Genomic DNA, 18,908 nt, shown 5'->3' on the forward strand with positions numbered 1-18,908 from the left:
GTTACGGGTGCGGGCCCGCCAGCACGCTGGGCAGCCCGACGAACTCCGACTCCGGCCCGAACCGCTCCTCCAGCCCGTCCGCCAGGGCGTTCAGCGCGGCCGCGCCGTCGCCCTGGAAGGAGGAGCCGTGCATCACCGCCAGGGTGCGCGGGCGCAGCTCGGCCAGGGAGCGCAGCGCGGCCGCGGCGGCCGTCAGGCAGGAGGTCTGGCGGAACAGCCGCTCGGACTCCAGGGCCGGTTCGACCAGGTCGGCGTCGGTGACGGCGGGCCCGTTGCCGAGGTGGGTGAACAGGTCTCCGCAGAACAGGGTGCGGGTCTGCTCCTCGAACAGCACCCGTGCCTCCCAGCCGTGCGGCACGTGCGGGGTGTTGATGTTGCGCAGCCGGCGGCGCACCCGGCGCCCGCCGAGGTCCAGCACCTCGCCGTCGTCCATCGGCACCGGCGGACGGTCGGCCAGGTCGTTCAGCGAGACCAGGCAGCCCAGCGTGTTGTGCGCCACCCGCGCGTGCGGTGCCGCGGCGAGGAACTCGTTCATCGCCCCGCACTCGTCCGCCTCGACGTGCCCGAAGGTCACCCAGCGCAGCCGTTCCAGCGGCACCACCTTCCCGATCGCCTCCGAGACGACCGGGAACAGTTGGCGCATCCCGGTGTGGAAGATCAGCGGCTCCTCGGCGTCGACCAGGAACTGGTTGAAGGTGAACCCGGTGGGCGGGGCGATCTCCGGGACGAAGGTCGAGACCCGGTAGATGCGTTCGGCGATCTCGTCGATGCGTGTCTCCATGGGCCCGTTGCCTACCCGACCGCCGTGCGGCCGCCCGGCAGCACATGCCGGACATGCCGGGCGCGTCCCCGGTTCGGCCGAGCCGCGTGCGCGCGGCCCGGCACGTGCCCGCGGCCGGGCGCGGGGCGACGACGTGGCAGGCTGGCGGCCATGGACGAGAACGCGGCCGGGCCGCTCCCCCTGCTGGTCGTCGACGGCGCGAACGTGGTCGGCTCCGTGCCGGACGGCTGGTGGCGGGACCGGCGGGGCGCCGCCGAGCGGCTGCGGGACGGGCTGGTCGCGGTGGCCGCCCGGGGCGTGCCGGAGCTGCCCGGCCCGCTGGAGGTGGTCCTGGTGGTGGAGGGCGCGGCCCGGGGCGTCGACGGGGTGGCCGGGGTGCGGGTGGTCGCGGCGAGCGGCAGCGGGGACGACCGGATCGTGGAGCTGGTCCGCGCGGCCCGTACCGAGGCTCCGGAGCGGACCTGCCTGGTGGTCACCGCTGACCGTGAACTACGGTCCCGGGTCGGCGTGTTGGGTGCCGGGGTGACCGGGCCGCGCAGTGTGCGGAGCTGACCGCTCCCAGGGGTGGCCGCCGTCCTGGCCGCTCTCCAGCAGCGGGATCAGCGCGAAGGACGCGTCACTGAGGCCGCCGAGGGTGTAGCGGCGCGGGCCGGGGGCGGTGTGGCCGACGGCGTAGCCGGCCAGGTTCCAGGTGTACACCGGGACGTCCTCGGGGACGGACGCGAACGGGTCGGCGCTCGACCAGTGGGCCTGCTCGTCGGTGACCACGACCACCCGGTCGTGGTCCCGGTAGTGCCGGCGGACCGCGCCGGCCGTGTCGGTGCCGCCCAGGTCGCGGAAGAGCCCCAGGGTCCGCAGCACCGAGGGTTCCGGTTCGACCGCCCGGCTGCCGGTGCCGAACTGGACCAGGTCGGCCCGCTCGGCCCGCAGGGCCAGCGCGGTGCCGAAGACGGCGGCGGTGTCCGCCCGGTTCAGCCGGGTCCGGGCCGACGGCAGGTCGAACATCGAGGACGAGCGGTCCACCAGCACCAGGGTGCGGCCGGGCAGCGCGGGCACCCCGGCCAGCGAGTGCCCGAGGGCGGTCTCCAGGGGCTCGGACCAGCGTGACGAGCCGGTGGCGCGGTGGGCGGCGAGGAAGCGGAACGGGAACTGCCGGGAGCGCCGGACCTCCTCCGGGTCGGCGATCCGGCCGGCCGCCCGCGCCGCCGGCTCGTCGCCGACCCCGGCCTGGTCGAAGTTGCGGAGGTTGCGCACCAGCGCCATCGGGCCCATCGAGGGGATGACGGCCTCCCAGGCGGCGGCGTCCAGCGGGCCCTGCAGCCAGCCGGCCAGGGCCTCCCAGGTCATCCCGGCCTCGGCGAGGCGCTGCGCGCCGCCGGGCTCGGTGACCAGCGCCCTGCGGTCGGCCGGCGGGACGCCGAGCAGCGCGTGGTGGGCGCTCAGCAGCCGCTGGTCGGCGGGCGGCAGGGCGCGGTCCGGGCGGTGGCGGCGGTCCAGGGCGTACCGGAACAGCGCGCCCTGCCAGGGCTTGTCCGGGTCGGGCGCGGGGTGGGTGAGCTCCAGGACGTCACCGAAGCGGAAGGCGCGCGAGGGCGTGTCGTACTTCAGCAGCGCGCGGCCGGTGTAGAGCCGGCGGACCGCGTCGCCGATGCCGCGGCGCAGCGGCTGGGGCAGCCGACGGCCGTACCGGCCGGTCCAGTGCGCCAGCAACTCGCCCGGCTCGTCGGGGCGTTGGAGCACCGCGTCGACGGCCTGCCGGGAGTACCCGGCGGCGCCGGCCGCCGACCGGGCGTGGACGAACTCGACGGCCCCGACCAGGGCGGCCGTCCGGACGCGGAACCCGGTGCGCAGCCATCGCAGCAGCCCGAGGGTCCACTCGGGGTCGCTCACGGCGTGCTCGCGGATCAGCCGCACGTACCGCTCGTCGCGTTCGACGGCCGACTCGTAGAAGCTCTCCTGGCCGAACAGGTGGGAGACGGCGAGGAGGAACAGCTCCTCCTTCGGCTCCCGGAGGTAGCCGGTGCCGCCCTGGTGGTTGGTGACGGCCGTCCCCGGGGCGGCCGTCCCTCCCGGGGTGGCCGCGGTGCGCCGGACGACCGGCGGCGGCGCCGAGCGCAGGTGCCGGACCTCCGGGATCGGCCACTGGCCGTGGGTGGAGAGCGGGGAGGGCACCCCCCGTGCGGTGAGTCCCGGTAGTTCTCGCTGGATCTCGGCCCTGGTGGCGGCCTTGGTCCGTTGGCGGTTGAACCGGGTCATGCAGAGGTCCCCCTGGTGGGTGGTCGGGCCGGAGCGGGAGGGAAGGACGAGGCGGGAGGGGAAGGGCGAGACGGGGCACGCGGGGACGGGCGCGGGCCGAAACCGGCGCGTGCCGGGACCGGCACGGGCACGGGCACGGGCACGGGCACGGGCACACCGAGCGCGGGCCGGGACGGGCGCCTCCCGGGATCAGAATCGGCACCGGTGTCACTTGATGGTTTTCGAAAAGGAAGTAACCGGGGCCAGGCGCATCGGGAGGCGCCGTCCCGGACGCTACCCGGTCGGGCCGCGGCTCGTCATCCGATTATTCGCGCCTCTGTTTCGGACCGTACGGGAACCGTTCCGCGGTCGTGTCCGACTGCTGGGAGGTGAGTGCGAAGTCGCCGGGTGTCCGGCCGTTGAGTGTGCTGGCGGGGTTCCTCCTGCTGCTGGTGGTGGTGTTCGTGGTGGCCTACGGGGAGGGCCGGCAGGTGGGGCCGGTGGCGCCCGGGCTGCGGCCGAGCGGCGGGGGCGGGGCGTCGCCCGGAATGGGCGGGCACGACATGGGCGGGATGCGGTGAGCGCCGTCGCCGAGCCCGTGGTCGCCACCGATCTGGCGGTCGGCGGGATGACCTGCGCCGCCTGCGTGGGCCGGGTGGAGAAGCGGCTGGCCCGGATCGACGGGGTGACGGCCGGGGTGAACCTGGCGACCGGGCGGGCCCGGGTGCTGCACCCGGCCGGGATCCCGGTCGCGGAACTGGTGGCGGCGGTCGAACGGGCGGGCTACACCGCCGAGCCGCTGCCCGCGGGGGCTCCGGTCGGGATGGCGGCCGAGGAGCCGGACGAGCGGTGGCGGCTGCTGGTCACCGCCCTGCTGGCCGTCCCGGTGCTGGTGCTGTCGATGGTGCCGTCGGCGCAGTTCACCGCCTGGCAGTGGGTCTGCTTCGCGCTCGCCGTCCCGGTGGTGACCTGGGGGTCGGCCGGTTTCCACGGCCGGGCCCTGCGGGGGCTGCGGCACGCGGCGGCGACCATGGACACCCTGGTCAGTCTGGGTGTGGTGGCCTCCTTCGGCTGGTCGGCGTACGCGCTGTTCCTCGGCGGGGCCGGCGATCCGGACATGCGGATGCCGTTCTCGCTGACCGCCGACGGCGGCGGCACCGCGCACGTGTACCTGGAGGCGGCGGTCGGCGTACCGCTGTTCGTGCTGGCCGGGCGACTGCTGGAGGGCCGGGTGCGCCGGCGCAGCGGGTCCGCGCTGCGGGCGCTGGCCGAGCTGGGCGCCAAGCAGGTGTGCCTGCGCGGGGCGGACGGCGAGGAGCGCCTGGTGCCGATCGAACTGCTGCTGCCCGGGCAGGAGTTCGTGGTGCGGCCGGGCGAGCGGGTGGCCACCGACGGGGTGGTGGTCGAAGGGGGTTCGGCGCTCGACCTGAGCCTGCTGACCGGGGAGAGCGTGCCGGTCGAGGTCGGCCCGGGCGCCGTGGTGGCGGGTGCGACGGTCAACGTGGGCGGCGCCCTGGTGGTCCGGGCCACGGCCGTCGGCGCGGACACCCAACTGGCCCGGATCACCGCGCTGGTGGCGCAGGCCCAGGCCGGCAAGGCGCGGGCGCAGCGGCTGGCGGACGCGGTGGCCGGGGTGTTCGTGCCCTGCGTGCTCGCGATCGCCGCGAGCGTGCTGGGCTTCTGGCTGGGCGCGGGCGCGGCCCCGCAGGCGGCGGTGACGGCGGCGGTCGCGGTGCTCGTGGTGGCCTGCCCGTGCGCGCTCGGGCTGGCCACACCGACGGCACTGCTGGCGGCGACCGGGCGGGGCGCGGAACTGGGCGTGCTGGTGCGCGGCCCGGAGGTGCTGGAGAGCCTGCGCCGGGTGGACACCGTGGTGATGGACAAGACCGGGACACTGACCACCGGACGGATGGAGCTGGCGGCCGTCACCACCGCCGACGGCCTCGCCCAGGACGAGGCCCTGCGGCTGGCCGGCGCGGTCGAGCACCGCTCCGAGCACCCGATCGGCCGGGCCGTCGCGGCGGCGGCCCGGGAGCGCTGCGGGCCGCCGGCGGCCGTGGACGGCTTCGCGGCCACCACCGGGCTCGGGGTGTCCGGGACGGTCGAGGGCCGGGCCGTGCGGGTGGTGCGGCCGGACGACTCCGTCCTGCCGCCGGCCCTGGCCGAGGCGGCCGCGCAGGCCGCGGAGGAGGGCCGTACGGCCGTCGCGGTCGAGCTGGACGGGCGGCCGGCGGCCGTCCTGGTGGTCGGCGACACCCTGCGATCGGGCAGCTGGCGGGCGCTCCACCGGCTGCGCGGGCTGGGCCTGGAGACCGTCCTGCTGACCGGGGACGGCCCGGGCGCCGCGCGGGCGGTGGCGGCCGAGCTGGGCATCGAGCGGGTGCACGCCTCGGCCTCCCCCGAGCGCAAGGCCGAGGTGGTGGCCGAACTGCGCGCCGCCGGACGGACGGTGGCGGTGGTCGGCGACGGCGTCAACGACGCGGTGGCCCTGGCCTCGGCGGACCTCGGGGTGGCGCTGGCCTCCGGCAGCGACGCCGCGATCGGCGCGGCCGGGCTGACCCTGGTGCGCGGCGACATCGAGGCGGTGGTGGACGCCGTACGGCTGGCGCGGCAGACCCTGGCGACCATCCGGGCCAACCTGCTCTGGGCCTTCGGCTACAACCTGGTGCTGATCCCGCTGGCGGCGGTCGGGCTGCTCAACCCGATGCTGGCGGCGGTCGCGATGTCGCTCAGCTCGCTGCTCGTGGTGGGCAACAGCCTGCGGCTGCGCACCTGGGAGCCGGGGCGGGGACAGCGCCGGGGAGGACGGCGGTGAGGGGCGCGAAGAACAGGACGGGTGCGAAGGGCGTGACAGGTATGACAGGTGTGACAGGTGCGAGGGGGAGGACGGCGGCGAGGGCCGCCGGGCGTCTCGCGGTGGCCGGCCCGCCGGTCGGCGCGGCGGCCCTGGCCCTGGTCCTGCTCACCGGGTGGACGGCGGTCGGCGGGGCCGGCCGCGCCCTCCCGGTGACGGCCGAACCGGGCTGGGTGCTGCTGCCGGCGGCGGGTGCGGCCTCCGCCACGGCGGCCTTCTTCACGGTCCGCAATCCGGGCGATGTTCCCGACGAACTGACCGGCGCCTCCTGGGAGTTCGGCGGCCGGATCACGTTGAAGCGGCACCTGCACCAGGGCGCGGCGGGCCGCTGGGAGCCGGCCTCGGCGCTGCCGGTGCCGGGCCGCGGCGAACTGCGGATGACCCCGGAGGACGCGGACCTGATGATCGCCGAGCCGCCGCCGCTGCGGGCCGGCCAGTGGGTGGAGTTCACCCTCACCTTCCGGCACAGTCCGTCGCTGCGGCTCGCCGCCCAGGTGCTGCCCGCGGCCGAACGGCCGCGCTGACCGTCCCCGAAGGCCCCTGGGCCCCGAAGCCCGACGGCTTCGAGGCCCAGGGGCCGGGGGAGACACTCCGGGAAGGACGCTCGGCTCAGGCAGGACGCTCCCCGAGCGTCTCCTCCACCGTCCGCCGCGGGGTCGCCGCACCGGGCGGGCCGTAGCCGGCCCGCAGCACCAGCTGGACGTGGCCCGGCCCGGCGGCCGGGTCGCGCAGCGCCCAGCGAATGTCCGGCCACTCGATCGCCTGGTGCCAAATGGTGAGCCGGACGCCGTGCACCGTGGCCAGCAGCCAGACCCGCTCCAGCGCCTGCCCGGTGCGCAGCCAGTCCAGCGGGCCGTCGCCGGGGGTGGTGAGGGTGCACAGCTGGGGCAGCGCCTCGAACCGCCGGGAGGGCTGCGCGGGCGCCTCCGGCGGGCGGCCGGCGAACTCGCGCATCGGCACCCGGGCGTCGTGGTCCTGCGGGCCGAGCGCGGCCTGCGGGATGCCGTCCTCGGCGGTGCCGTCGTCGGACCGCAGCCAGGAGCGGGACTCGGCGACGCGGGCCGGGTCGGCGGCGATGCGGCGCTCGGCCTCGGCGGTCAGCGCCTGCACCCGCCGTACGCCGTCCTCCTCCAGTGCGGCGAGCGCGACGCCCTCCTCGCGGGCGGCGGCCATCAGCTCGCCGATCACCGCCTCGGGGACGTCGCGCTGGGTGAAGGGCTCGCGACTGGAGTGCCGGGCGGCGATCGCGGGGTAGAGGTCGCGGCCGAAGGGCGTCTCCTCGACGGCCGGCCGGGAGAGGTCGAGCACGGCGAGCAGGCCGGGCTCGGCGGCCTCCGGCAGCAGCCGGACCTGCGGTTCCCGGTCCAGCCGGCCGGCCGCCACCCGCAGGTTGAACACGGCCGCGCCGACCGCGATGTGCACCGCGGCGCCGACCGGGTCGGCCAGCGGTACGGAACGCCCGGTGTCGGCGTGCACGGCGAGCCCGCGCCCGTCCGGGGTCGGCGCGAAGCGCCAGGGCTGGCTGTTGTGCAGCGAGGGCGCCGCGCCGCCGGCCGCGGCGAGCAGGCGCAGGTCGGCCGTACTGAGCATCTGGGTGAGAGCCGGGTCGAGCGTCATGGCGATCCACTCCTTCAACCTTCAACCGCGAGGCTTCGGCTTCAACCGCGGGGTTCGGCTGCACGGGGCCCGCGGGTCCCGCTGCTTTCGAGCGTGCGCGCCCCGACCGGTCCGGGGACAGGGCCCTTGGGCCCGTCCTCGCGGCTGCCGGGCCGGGGCCTCCCGCTCGGGAGGCCCGGGCGGGAGGCGGTCGGGCCCGTCCGGTGGATCGGGACGGGGGCGGATCCACCGGACGGGCCGTCCATCACCCGTGCGGGACGACCGCGACGGGGGCCTCGGCGTGGTGCAGGACGGCGTGCGCGACCCGGCCGAGCCGGGGCCCGAACTCGACCGGGCGGCGGCCCCGGCCGACCACGACCAGCGCGGCGCCGGCGGAGACCTCGACCAGGGCGCGGGCGGCGCCGATCTGCACGTCCTCGACCACCTCCACCTCCGGGTGCTGCTCGCGCGGACCGGCCAGGGCGAGCGAGAGCAGCTTGGCCTCCAGCGCCTCCAGCTGGGCGAGCTCGGCCGCCGGGACGGCGCCGCCCGCGTAGCCGAACACCGGCGGCAGCTCCCAGCCGTGCACCGCCCGGACCCGGGCGCCGCGCAGGGCCGCCTCGCGGAAGGCGAAGTCGAGCACCTCGGTCTCGGGGGTGTGGGCGTCGACGCCGACCACCACCTCGCCCGCGCCGGCCTCGCCCTCCTCGCGCACCACGACCAGCGGCACGGTGCTGCGCCCGGCCACCGACATGCTGACCGAGCCCAGCAGCAGGCCGGTGAAGCCGCCGCGGCCGCGCGAGCCGAGCACCAGCAGCTCCGCCTCCGCGGCGGCGGCCAGCAGGCCGTCCACCGGTGCGTCCAGGACGGCGTCGGTCTCCACGGCCAGGTCGGGGTGCAGGCCGCGGATGTCCTCGGCGGCCCCGGCGAGGGTGCGGCGGACGGCCTCGGGCAGGTCGTCCTCCTCGGCGAAGGAGGACACGCCGTCGGTCAGCCACGGCCAGGCGTGCACCAGGCGCAGCGAGGCGCCCCGGCGCACCGCCTCGGCGGCGGCCCAGTGGGCGGCCGCGGCGCTCTGCGGCGATCCGTCGACCCCGGCCAGCACGGTTGACGTCATGACTGTTCCTCCACACTGTCGACAGGTCGTCGACGCTCGGCGGTTCGGTGCGGGCCGCGGTGCGCTCTGACGCCCCGTCCGCTCCTCCCCCACCCTGGCAGCTGCGCGCGGCCCGGCGGCAGAGGCCGCAGGACCCTGCGCGGCGGGACGAAAGGCCCGCCCGACGGAGCCTACGGCCGACCCCGCTGTCCCCACCACCGACACCGGGGCACTACCTTGACCGCTCCCCTCCCTGGTGACGGAGCCGTCGTCGGGCAGGGGATTCCTGACTCGTGCCGCGCGGCTGTCCTACGGACCGCCGCGTCCTACGCATTCAACGCCAGCCGGGTCCAGACCTGCCCGGTTCAGCATCACGCGGGCGGAGTTCTTGTCCCTCGCACAAGAGAAACCGCACGCCGTACAAGTGAAGGTGCGTAGGGACAGCGGCAAGCGGTGCTTGGCTCTCGCCCCGCAGTACCCGCAGTCCATCGTGGTGTACGCCGGGTTGACCAGGTACACCGTCCGGCCGTGCTTCCGGGCCATCTCGACCAACGCCGCCTTGGCGCTACCGATCGCGGCGTCGGCCGCCTTGCTCGCCATGGTCGTCTCGGCCAGGAACCGCGGTCGGAAATCCTCCACCGCAATCCGGTCGTGATCCCGAACGACGTTCTTCGCCCACTTCCGGCCGGTGTCCTGACGCTGCCGAGCGACCTTCTTGTGCGCCTTGGCACGCAGACGCACGGCTTCGCGGTAACCCTTCGATCCGGGCTGGCCCTTCTTCGGCCTGCGCCTGGCCATCATCCGGTCGTAGCGGGACATCGTCTTCTGCGCCCGCTTGCCGTGCTCGGCGTGGGGGAGGTCATGAGCTTCGCTCGTGGTCGTGGCCGTGACCGTCACACCCCAGTCGATGCCGATCGCCGATCCTACCGGGGGAAGCCTCTCGACACTGGCGGGGACGACGAAACTCGCGTACCAGTGCCCGAGCGCGTCCTGGTAGACACGCACCGACGACGGATCGGCAGGAAGCTCTCGGGACCACACCACCGCCAGCACAATGCCGCCGGCGAGGTGCAATCGCCCCTCCCTGATCCGGAAACCCCGACGGGTGTAGTTCAAGGATGGACGGCTGTCCTTGAGCTTCTTGTGCTTCGGCATTCCCGCCCGCCGCCGCGCGGGTACCCGCTCGCGCAGGTCCTTCTGCGCCTTTGTCCGGGACTTCCCGAAGTCCCGGACAGTCTGCTGCTGCGGAACACTGGCTCCCGCACGCAGCCACGGGTTGACGGCACGGGCCCCGGTCAGCATCCGGTCCAATTGCGCCGGGCCGCAGGTCAACCGTCCGCCCTCCGGACGGTCACGGTTACGGTCGTGGACCTGCTTGGATTTCGCGACGCACTCGTTCCACACCCACCGGCATCTGCCCCACTCGGCGTGGAGGTGAGCCAGCGCACCGGACGACACGCGCAGCCGGTAGGTGAAACGGGCGAGTCCCGCGCTCTCCATGGCTTCCTGCCCCGTCGTCATCACCTCACCGTGGCTCCGTTCCGTCCTGTCATCAACGGAAGCCTTGCACACGCCACTGACACCGCAGCCCCTCCGGAGCGGTCACCGAACCCCTCCCCGGCCCGGAGCGGGACAGAGCGGGCGGTCTATCGTGTCATCCGGACAATCCCGCTGGTCGGACGGCACCCGAGTCGGGTCGGGCGGTGGGGGCGGCCGTCCGCGGGGCGGACGGGGCGCGTCCGGACGGTGGACGGGCCGGTCAGGGCAGCACGACGAGGAGGACAGCGGTGGGCGGAGCGGACGGCAGCGCGGCGGGTGGCGGCGCGCGGATGCCACGGCTGCGCCTGGACGAGCTGCTGGAGGAGCTCCAGTGGCGGATCGACGCGGCGCGCGGCACCCAGAACCGGGTGCACAGCCTGTTGGAGGCGGTGCTGGCGGTCGGGCGGGAGCTGGACCTGGCGCAGGCGCTGCACCGGATCGTGGAGGCCGCCGCCGATCTGGTGGACGCCCGGTACGGGGCGCTCGGGGTGATCGGGCCGGACGGGCACACGCTGTCGCAGTTCCTGACGGTGGGCCTGACGGAGGAGGAGATCGCCGAGATCGGCCCGCCGCCGTCGGGCCGGGGCATCCTGGGCGAGCTGATCCGCGAGCCGCGGCCGCTGCGCTGCCCGGTGCTGTCCGACCACCCGGCCTCGGTGGGCTTCCCGTCGAACCATCCGCCGATGCACACCTTCCTGGGGGTGCCGGTGCGGGTGCACGGCGAGGTGTTCGGCAACCTCTACCTGACGGACAAGCGCGGCGGGCTGGACTTCGACGAGGACGACGAGGCGGTGATCTCCACCCTGGCGGTCGCGGCCGGTGTGGCGATCGACAACGCCCGGCTGTACGAGGAGGCGCAGCTGCGTCAGCGCTGGCTGCGGGCGAGCACCGAGATCACCCGCAGCCTGCTGTCGGGGGCGCCGCGGCTGGAGGTGGTCGAGCTGATCGCCCGTCGGGCGCGGGAGATCTCGGGCGCCGAGCTGGCGGACGTCTCGGTGGCGCTGGCCGGTCCGGAGGAGCGGGCCGAGGAGTTGACGGTGGAGGTCGCGCTGGGTGGCACACCGTCGGCGCGGCTGGGGGTGACGGTGCCGGTGGACGGCACGCTGTCGGGCGCCGCGTACGCCTCCGGCTCGCCGGCCACCAGTGACGAGCTGGCCTGCGACACCCGTTTCCCGGCCGGTCCGGCGGGCCGCTTCGACGGGCTGGGCGCGGCGGTGGCGGTGCCGCTGGGTACGGGTGCCGGGTACGGGCGGGGCGTGCTGCTGCTGGCCCGGGCGCAGGGTCAGCCGGCGTTCGGGCCGGAGGAGACGGGCCCGCTGCTGGGCTTCGCCGACCAGGCGGCGCTGGCCCTGGAGCTGGCCGAACGGCGGCGTGACGCCGAGCAGTTGAACCTGCTGGAGGACCGCGACCGGATCGCCCGGGACCTGCACGACCTGGCGATCCAGCGGCTGTTCGCGACCGGGATGACGCTGCAGAGCGCGGGTCGGCTGATCGAGAGCCGGGCCGCGGCGGACCGGGTGGCCCGGGCGGTGGCCGACCTGGACGAGACCATCAAGATCATTCGCTCGACCATCTTCGGTCTGCGCGCCCACAGCGAGCCCGACCGCGGCCTGCGCGCCCGCGCCACCCGGGTGGTCACCGACGCCCAGGGCACGCTCGGCTTCCCGCCCCGGCTGAGCATGGAGGGCCTGCTGGACACCGACGTGCCGCAGGAGCTGGCCGGGCACGTGGTCGCGGTCCTCGCCGAGGCGCTCAGCAACGCCGCCCGGCACGCCAAGGCGTCCCGGGTCGAGGTGACGCTGCGCGCCCTGGCCGGGCGGGTGGCGCTGAGCGTGACGGACGACGGCGTCGGCGTGCCCGAGGGCGGGCGGCGCAGCGGGCTGCGCAACCTGGCCGAGCGCGCCGACCGGGTCGGCGGCTCCTTCACCGTCGACCCGGCCGAGGGCGGCGGCACCCGGCTGGTCTGGGAGGCCCCGATCGGGTCCTGAGGCCCTCCCGCCTCCCGCCACCTCCCGCCTCCCGTCAGCCGTCAGCCGTCAGCCGTCAGCCGCGCAGGGCAGGCAGGGCAGGCAGGGTGCGCAGGAAGCCGAGGAGGTGGCTGTTGAACTCCTCCGGCCGTTCCATGTTGGGGTAGTGCCCGGTGCCCTCGACGATCACCGCGCGGCCTTCGACGACGGTGCGCACGACCCGTTCGGCCAGGTTGATGTGGTCCACGGAGTCGATGCCGCCGTTGATCGCCAGCAGCGGGACGGTGATCCCCGTGAGCCGCTTCCAGGTGTCGGTCACCGGCACCAGGTACTGGGGCTCGTCGGGGGTGTGCTTGGCGACGGTGCTCCGGGTCATCTCCTTGAGCCGGCGCACCACCTCCGGGTCGACCTCGTCCAGGCGGCGGTGCGGCCCGGAGGCGAGGCTGGTGAAGGAGTCGAGCCAGGCCTCGGCGTCGCCCTCGGCGAGCGCGGCGGTCTGGTGGGCGGCGAGTTCGCCGAGCCACGGGTCGGTGAACTCGGATTCGCTGGTGCCGTTGCCGCTGATCACCAGTGCGCGGACCAGTTCGGGGTGTTCGAGGGCGAGGTCGAGGGCGATCGTCCCGCCCATGGAGAGCCCGATCACGGTCACCGGGCCCAGGCCGAGGTGGCGCAGCAGGTCCGCCAGGTCGTCGGCGGGGCGGAAGGGCCGGCCGGCGTTGTCGGAGGCGCCGTGGCCGCGGGTGTCCGGGGCGATCACCCGGTATTCGGGCAGCAGGGCGGGGAGCTGGTCGGCCCAGCTCCGGCGGTCCAGCAGGCCGCCGTGCAGCAGCACCAGGGGTTCGCCCGTACCGGCGTCGAGGTAGGCGAGGCGGCCGTGGCCGCTGTCGAAGGAACGCAGGTCAAAGGTCTGTTCGGAGGAATCGGAGTATGTCATGACGAAAATTTTAGGTCGGCTGACCTATATTTGTCTCCATGAGCCCCACATCCGTCACAGATCTCTCCGCACACCCCACCTTCCCCTCGGACCGCCTCAGCCACAACCCCGACGGCCCCGTCCTGCTGGTCGGCGGCTACGGCACCGTCGGCGCCGAACTCGCCCGACTCGCCTCCCCCACCTGGCCGTTGCTGCTCACCGGCCGTTCCGAGCAGCGCGGCGCCGCCCTCGCCGCCGAACTGGACGACACCACCGTCCGCCGCTGGGACCTCGCCGACCCCGAGCCGTTCACCGCCGCCGTCCGGGCCGTGGTCGGGGTGGTCAACGACCCGGACGACCGGGTGCTGCGGGCCGCCGTCCGCGCGGGCGTCCCGTACGTGGACGTCACCCGCTGGACCGCCCGGCTCCAGCGCGCGGCGACGCTCGCCGCCCTGCTGCGCCCGACCGCCCCGGTGCTGCTCTCCTCGGCCTGGATGGGCGGGGTGACCAGCCTGGTCGCCGCCGCCCTGGCGGACCGGCTGGGCGGGGCCGAGCGGATCGAGACCGCCATCCGCTGGGACCTCGCGGACCGGGCCGGCGCCGACTCGGTGGAGTTCATGGACCGCCTGGGACTCGACTACGAGGTGATCCAGGACGGCCGACGCCGCTCCGTCGCCCCGCTCAGCCGCCCGCGGACCGTCCGCATCGGCGACACCCCGACCCTGGTCGCCGGGATCGACACCCCCGAGCAGTTCACCCTCCCGCTCACGCTGGGCACCACCACCGCCGCCACCCGGATCGGCTTCAGCTCCCGCTCCTCCACCACCGCCCTGCTCGCGGCCCGGCACGCCGGCTTCTTCCGCTGGGGCCGCGGCGACCGCTGGGAGCCGGCCCGCCGCGCCCTGCTCCACTCCCCCGGCGAGGGCGGCACCGCCCTGCTGCGCACCGACGTCGCCTCCGGCGGACGCGCCCTCACCGCCACCGTCGAGGACCGGGGCGGCCAGGCCCGGCTCACCGCCGTCGGCGCCCTGCTGGCGCTGCGCCGGGCGCTCGGCACGGACGGCGCCCCGCCGCCCGCCGGGGTGGCCTTCCCCGAGCAGACCCCGCGCCCCGGGCAGGTCCTGGAGGACCTGGCGGCCCTGGGCGTCACCGTCACCGTCACGGCCACCGCGGCCGACCAGCGGCGCGGCACGGCGGCGGCGGCATGAGCAGCGTCCGGGGCCTGAGCGGCAAGGGCGCCCAGCGGCGGGAGGAACTGCTGGACACCGCGGAGGAGTTGCTCGTCACCGCGGGCGGCACCGAACTGTCCATGCGGGCGGTGGCCGCCGCCGCGGGCGTCCGCCTCGGCCACCTCCAGCACTACTTCCCGACCCACGCCGAGCTGGTGGCCGCCGTGCTGGAGCGCGTCCTCGCCCGCTCGGTGGAACGGCTCGCGCCGCTGCTCGACCCGGGCCGCGACGAGGACGCCCTGCTCCGCGAACTGCTCGCCGAGCAGCAGGACGTGCGCCTGGTCCGCCTGTTCGCCGAGCTGTGGGCGCTGGCCGCCCGCGACCCCTCGGTGGCCGCCACCGTCCGGGCCTTCTACGACCGCTACCGGGAGCTGGTCGCCTGCTTCCTCGCCGAACGCCAACCGGCCCTGACCGAGGAGGAACGGCACGCCCGCGCCCAGGTGTTCGTCATGCTGATCGAGGGCGCCTCGCTCTTCCGCTCCGGCCTGGCCGGCACCGCGGACGCCGCGGCGGACGCCGAACTCCTGCGCACCGCCCTGGCGTTGCTGGGGCCGTGAGGACGCCTCGGGGCCGCCGGCTCAGGCCAGGCACCGGCCGATGACCAGTTCCGGGCGGATGCGGATGCGGACCGTGCCGCCCGGATCGGCCGCCCTGGCCGCCGGGCGGACCTGCGCGCGGCCGAGGACGGTGACGAACCAGCCGGAGCCGTCCCGGCCGTCCACCTCGTCGGCCTCGAAGGCGATCACCGCGCCGTCCACCGCCCGGGCCAGTTCGGAGCCTGCCGGTGCCGAGAGCAGCACACCGCCGGGGGCCAGCCGGAACGGCACCGGCAGGACGGCCGGGAGGGCGTCGACCGTGTAGACCACCCGGCCGACCTCGGCCCGGGCCAGCAGCTCCAGCGACCGCTTCCGGTCGAGTTCGCGCAGTTCCGGCAGGTCGGGCCGGTCCTGCGGAACAGGGCGGCCGGACGGAACGGGCCGGTCGAACGGAGCCGGGCCGTCGTACGCGACGGCCGGAGCGGGCGGGGCGTACGGGACGGGCGGGTCGTACGGAACGGGCCGGGGGGACGGGACGTGGTCGCGGTTCATGCGAGCGATGCTCGCCCGGGCCCGGGCCGGGCCGCGAGGGCCGATGGTCCCGGCCGGGCCCGGCGAGAGCCCCGCCCGGCGGGCCGTCGGCCCCGGGTCCCAGGCCCGGGGGCGAAGGGCCGTTCGGCTCCGAACGGCACCGAATCGCACCGAGCGGCCGCAACCGGTGCCGAACGGCCGCGAACGGCCGGGCTCAGCCCCGGCCGGTGCGCAGCACGGAAGGCTGCGCGGCCGCGGAGGCCTGGCGCAGCTCGGTGGCGATCAGGGCGGCCTGCACCCGCCGCTCGACGCCGAGCTTGGCGAGCAGCCGCGACACATGGTTCTTGACGGTCTTCTCGGCGAGGTAGAGCCGCTCGCCGATCTGCCGGTTGGTCAGGCCCTCGCCGATGAGTTCGAGGACCTCCTGCTCGCGCACGGTCAGGCCAGGTCCGGTGGTGACCGGCTGGGCGGGCTCGGCGTCGCTGCGCAGGCGGTTCAGGAGGCGGGTCGCGGCGCCGGGGTCGAGCATCGAGCGGCCGGAGGCGACGGTGCGGACGGCGGCGACCAGGTCGGTCCCGCTGATCTGCTTGAGCACGTACCCGGCGGCGCCCGCCATCACGGCGTCCAGCAGCGCCTCCTCGTCGTCGAAGGAGGTCAGCATCAGGCAGGCCAGCCCGGGCATCCGCGAGCGCAGCTCACGGCAGACCGAGACACCGTCGCCGTCGCCCAGCCGGACGTCCAGCACGGCCACGTCGGGCCGCAGCGCGGGCACCCGGACGAGCGCCTGCTCGGCCGTCGCCGCCTCCCCGACCACTTCCAGGTCCGGCTCGCAGTCCAGCAGGTCGTGCACCCCGCGGCGCACCACCTCGTGGTCGTCCAGCAGGAACACCCGGACCGGAGCCGGAGCCCCGGCACCCTCCGTCTTGGTCGCCATCACGCGGCTCCACCTTCGTCGCACCCCCGCACACTCCCAGCGGGGCCCAGGGCATCATCCCCCGGACCCGGCCGCGGGCCCAGGGCCCAACGGCCCCATTCCGGCCGGGCCACACGGCCCGGGCCGGGCCGGGGCCGGTCCTGCGGTTCTCTTCAGGTCTCTTCAGGGTCCGCCGGGCCGCTCGGGAGGCGCGCCGGCCCAAGCGTCCTCAGCGCCCCTGCCGTCGTACGTTCCCGAGCCCCATCAGCAGGAAGGCGAGCGCGATGCCCGCGCCGCTGACCGCCGCGAGCACCACCCGGGGCACGACCTCGCCGCCGCCGGACACCAGGATGGCGACCGCCCCGAGCGAGGCGACGGCCGCGCCGACCACCAGCCACCCGGCCAGGGCCAGGGCCGGCGGCCGGTGGGAGCGCGGGGCGGGCCCGGCGTCCAGGGCGGCCCAGCGGGCCGCGGTCTCCTTCACCTCCCGGCGGCGGTCCCACAGGGCCCGCAGCCGCAGCGCCGTGCCGCCGACCAGTCCGGCGAGCGCGATCTGCGCGGCGGGCCGCCAGTCCGGCACGACGAGCAGCAGCCCGCCCGCGAGCGCGAGCCCGGCCCACCACAGCACGCAGGCCGCGGCGGCCGTACGGGTGGATCGGGGCCGGTCGGCGCCGGCCTGGAGGTCGGCGATGGCGGGCAGGTACCAGACACAGCCGCTCGCGGTGAGGGCGGCGGTGCCGATGGCGAGAACGGTGTGGTTCACGACCCGGCCTTCCTGGTCACGAAGGGGTGGGGAGGGGAGAAGGGGAGAAGGGGGCCGTCCCCGCCCGCCCGGGGGCAGCGACGCGGGCGGGGACGGCGTTCGAGGGGCGGGCTCAGCCGCCCGAGGAGGGTGACTCGGTGGACGCGGCGGCCTCGGAGGGCGGGGCCTTGACCGCGACGGCGGCGGCCGCCCGGTCCGCCCGGCTCAGCGGCCGGTCGTACTTCGTCGGCTCCACGTCGCCCAGGTGCGTGGCGGGCTTGCCGCTGTGCGCCAGGACGTCCATGGCCGCGATGTCCGGGTGGTGGAGGTCGAACGCCGGGGATTCGGAGCGGATCCGCGGCAGCTTGACGAAGTTGTGCCGCGGCGGCGGGCAGGAGGTGGCCCACTCCAGCGAGCGGCCCCAGCCCCACGGGTCGTCCTCGGTGACCTTCTCGCCGTACTTGGCGGTCTTCCAAACGTTGTAGAGGAACGGCAGGATCGACAGGCCGAGCAGGAACGAACCGATGGTGGAGAAGGTGTTCAGGGTGGTGAAGCCGTCCGAGGCCAGGTAGTCCGCGTACCGGCGCGGCATGCCCTCGGCACCCAGCCAGTGCTGGACCAGGAAGGTCGCGTGGAAGCCGACCGTCAGGGTCCAGAAGGTGATCCGGCCGAGCCGCTCGTCGAGCTTCTTGCCGGTCATCTTCGGCCACCAGAAGTGGAAGCCGGCGAACATCGCGTAGACCACGGTGCCGAACAGCGTGTAGTGGAAGTGGGCGACCACGAAGTACGAGTCGGAGACGTGGAAGTCGATCGGCGGGGCCGCGAGCAGCACGCCGGTCAGGCCGCCGAACAGGAAGGTGACCAGGAAGCCGACCGTCCAGAGCATCGGTGTCTCGAAGCTCAGCGAGCCCCGCCACATGGTGCCGACCCAGTTGAAGAACTTCACCCCGGTCGGGACGGCGATCAGGAAGGTCATGAAGGAGAAGAACGGCAGCAGCACCTGCCCTGTGACGTACATGTGGTGCGCCCACACCGTCACCGACAGGCCCGCGATGGCCACCGTCGCGGCGATCAGGCCGGAGTAGCCGAACATCGGCTTGCGGCTGAACACCGGGATGACCTCGGAGACGATCCCGAAGAACGGCAGCGCCAGGATGTACACCTCGGGATGCCCGAAGAACCAGAACAGGTGTTGCCAGAGCATCGCCCCGCCGTTGGCCGGGTCGAAGACGTGGGAGCCGAACTTGCGGTCGCACTCCAGCGCCAGCAGCGCGGCGGCCAGCACCGGGAAGACCAGCAGCACCAGCACCGAGGTGAGCAGCACGTTCCAGCAGAAGATGGACATCCGGAACATGGTCATGCCCGGAGCGCGCATGCAGATGATGGTGGTGATGAAGTTGACGGCGCCGAAGATGCTGCCGAAGCCGGACAGCGTCACGCCCATGATCCACATGTCGGCGCCGACGCCGGGCGAGTGGATCGCGTCGGACAGCGGCGCGTAGAGGAACCAGCCGAAGTCGGCGGCGCCCCCCGGGGTCGCGAAGCCGGCCGCGGCGATCAGCGAGCCGAACATGAACAGCCAGTAGGACAGCATGTTCAGGCGTGGGAAGGCGACGTCCGGCGCGCCGATCTGGAGCGGCATGATCCAGTTGGCGAAGCCGGTGAACAGCGGCATGGCGAACAGCAGCAGCATCACCGAGCCGTGCATGGTGAAGGCCTGGTTGAACTGCTCGTTGGAGAGGATCTGCGTTCCGGGCCGGGCGAGTTCGGCGCGCATGACCAGGGCGAGGATGCCGCCGATCAGGAAGAACGCGAACGACGACACCAGGTACATGGTGCCGATCGTCTTGTGGTCGGTGGTGGTCAGCAGTCTGACCAGGGCCGAACCGGGCCTCCTGGCCCTGGCCGTCCCTGCGGGGAGGGCCGTTGGCGGTGAGGTGGGGTCGCCCTGTGCCTGGGTGGCGCTCAAGGACGCA

Annotated in this window: 17 protein-coding genes; 7 read left to right on the forward strand and 10 right to left on the reverse strand. The window is 75.1% G+C overall.

The window, feature by feature from the left end:
• Position 1: 1 nt before the first annotated feature.
• Positions 2 to 781, reverse strand: a complete 780-nt coding sequence (locus ACFVUY_RS19545; RefSeq protein WP_387687162.1) for an MBL fold metallo-hydrolase — start codon at positions 779 to 781, stop codon at positions 2 to 4.
• A 150-nt stretch (positions 782 to 931) separates the two neighbouring features.
• Between ACFVUY_RS19545 and ACFVUY_RS19550 the strand changes: the two genes are divergently transcribed.
• Positions 932 to 1,333 (forward strand): NTP pyrophosphohydrolase, encoded by a 402-nt coding sequence (locus tag ACFVUY_RS19550; protein WP_387687160.1) that lies wholly within the window; start codon positions 932 to 934, stop codon positions 1,331 to 1,333.
• Here the strand turns inward: ACFVUY_RS19550 and ACFVUY_RS19555 are convergent.
• Positions 1,271 to 3,037, reverse strand: coding sequence for a TROVE domain-containing protein (locus ACFVUY_RS19555; protein ID WP_387731389.1), 1,767 nt, complete (start codon positions 3,035 to 3,037; stop codon positions 1,271 to 1,273). The two genes, ACFVUY_RS19550 and ACFVUY_RS19555, sit on opposite strands and share 63 nt — an antisense overlap.
• Before the next feature lie 398 nt (positions 3,038 to 3,435).
• Here ACFVUY_RS19555 and ACFVUY_RS19560 point away from each other — a divergent pair, with 398 nt between their 5' ends.
• The 3 genes from ACFVUY_RS19560 to ACFVUY_RS19570 are packed head-to-tail and all read left to right on the forward strand — an operon-like array spanning position 3,436 to position 6,394.
• On the forward strand, positions 3,436 to 3,597 hold the full coding sequence (locus ACFVUY_RS19560; RefSeq protein ID WP_387731392.1) for a hypothetical protein: 162 nt from the start codon (positions 3,436 to 3,438) through the stop codon (positions 3,595 to 3,597).
• Positions 3,594 to 5,831, forward strand: coding sequence for a heavy metal translocating P-type ATPase (locus ACFVUY_RS19565; RefSeq protein ID WP_387687155.1), 2,238 nt, complete (start codon positions 3,594 to 3,596; stop codon positions 5,829 to 5,831). The genes ACFVUY_RS19560 and ACFVUY_RS19565 overlap by 4 nt, the downstream gene beginning before the upstream one ends.
• A 50-nt stretch (positions 5,832 to 5,881) precedes the next feature.
• Complete coding sequence (locus ACFVUY_RS19570; RefSeq protein ID WP_387687153.1) at positions 5,882 to 6,394, forward strand: copper chaperone PCu(A)C; 513 nt, start codon at positions 5,882 to 5,884, stop codon at positions 6,392 to 6,394.
• A gap of 85 nt (positions 6,395 to 6,479) precedes the next feature.
• On the opposite strand, the gene ACFVUY_RS19575 is transcribed toward ACFVUY_RS19570, so the two are convergent.
• From ACFVUY_RS19575 to ACFVUY_RS19585, 3 genes are all read right to left on the reverse strand, one after another.
• The gene (locus ACFVUY_RS19575) at positions 6,480 to 7,487 is read right to left on the reverse strand and encodes an Acg family FMN-binding oxidoreductase (RefSeq protein ID WP_387731394.1); all 1,008 of its coding nucleotides are present in this window, start codon (positions 7,485 to 7,487) and stop codon (positions 6,480 to 6,482) included.
• A gap of 244 nt (positions 7,488 to 7,731) precedes the next feature.
• Entirely contained in the window at positions 7,732 to 8,583 is an 852-nt protein-coding gene (locus ACFVUY_RS19580) for a universal stress protein (protein ID WP_387687148.1), read from the reverse strand.
• 288 nt (positions 8,584 to 8,871) lie between these two features.
• A complete protein-coding gene (locus tag ACFVUY_RS19585; protein ID WP_387687145.1) occupies positions 8,872 to 10,083 on the reverse strand; it encodes an RNA-guided endonuclease InsQ/TnpB family protein in 1,212 nt (403 codons plus the stop codon).
• Between the two features lie 308 nt (positions 10,084 to 10,391).
• Here ACFVUY_RS19585 and ACFVUY_RS19590 point away from each other — a divergent pair, with 308 nt between their 5' ends.
• Positions 10,392 to 12,089 carry a GAF domain-containing protein gene (locus tag ACFVUY_RS19590; RefSeq protein WP_387731642.1) on the forward strand — a complete coding sequence of 566 codons (1,698 nt, stop codon included), beginning with the start codon at positions 10,392 to 10,394 and terminating at the stop codon, positions 12,087 to 12,089.
• 55 nt (positions 12,090 to 12,144) lie between these two features.
• Here the strand turns inward: ACFVUY_RS19590 and ACFVUY_RS19595 are convergent, their stop codons facing one another.
• Positions 12,145 to 13,002 (reverse strand): alpha/beta fold hydrolase, encoded by an 858-nt coding sequence (locus tag ACFVUY_RS19595; RefSeq protein WP_387731396.1) that lies wholly within the window; start codon positions 13,000 to 13,002, stop codon positions 12,145 to 12,147.
• Between the two features lie 38 nt (positions 13,003 to 13,040).
• On the opposite strand from ACFVUY_RS19595, the gene ACFVUY_RS19600 reads away from it, so the two are divergent.
• Complete coding sequence (locus ACFVUY_RS19600; RefSeq protein ID WP_387687141.1) at positions 13,041 to 14,189, forward strand: saccharopine dehydrogenase; 1,149 nt, start codon at positions 13,041 to 13,043, stop codon at positions 14,187 to 14,189.
• Entirely contained in the window at positions 14,186 to 14,767 is a 582-nt protein-coding gene (locus tag ACFVUY_RS19605) for a TetR/AcrR family transcriptional regulator (RefSeq protein ID WP_387687139.1), read from the forward strand. The genes ACFVUY_RS19600 and ACFVUY_RS19605 overlap by 4 nt, the downstream gene beginning before the upstream one ends.
• A gap of 21 nt (positions 14,768 to 14,788) precedes the next feature.
• Here ACFVUY_RS19605 and ACFVUY_RS19610 read toward each other — a convergent pair whose 3' ends face one another.
• The 4 genes from ACFVUY_RS19610 to ctaD form a co-directional block, all read right to left on the reverse strand.
• Positions 14,789 to 15,298 (reverse strand): pyridoxamine 5'-phosphate oxidase family protein, encoded by a 510-nt coding sequence (locus tag ACFVUY_RS19610; protein ID WP_387731398.1) that lies wholly within the window; start codon positions 15,296 to 15,298, stop codon positions 14,789 to 14,791.
• A 193-nt stretch (positions 15,299 to 15,491) separates the two neighbouring features.
• Positions 15,492 to 16,211: a response regulator gene (locus ACFVUY_RS19615; RefSeq protein ID WP_387731400.1), complete on the reverse strand. Its 720-nt coding sequence runs from the start codon at positions 16,209 to 16,211 to the stop codon at positions 15,492 to 15,494.
• A gap of 208 nt (positions 16,212 to 16,419) precedes the next feature.
• Positions 16,420 to 16,953, reverse strand: coding sequence for a hypothetical protein (locus ACFVUY_RS19620; RefSeq protein WP_387687131.1), 534 nt, complete (start codon positions 16,951 to 16,953; stop codon positions 16,420 to 16,422).
• 112 nt (positions 16,954 to 17,065) lie between these two features.
• Positions 17,066 to 18,901 (reverse strand): cytochrome c oxidase subunit I, encoded by a 1,836-nt coding sequence (gene ctaD / locus ACFVUY_RS19625; protein WP_387687129.1) that lies wholly within the window; start codon positions 18,899 to 18,901, stop codon positions 17,066 to 17,068.
• Positions 18,902 to 18,908: the final 7 nt, after the last annotated feature.

The sequence above is a fragment of the Kitasatospora sp. NPDC058063 genome, assembly GCF_042885395.1.
Classification (GTDB): domain Bacteria; phylum Actinomycetota; class Actinomycetes; order Streptomycetales; family Streptomycetaceae; genus Kitasatospora; species Kitasatospora lactacystinica.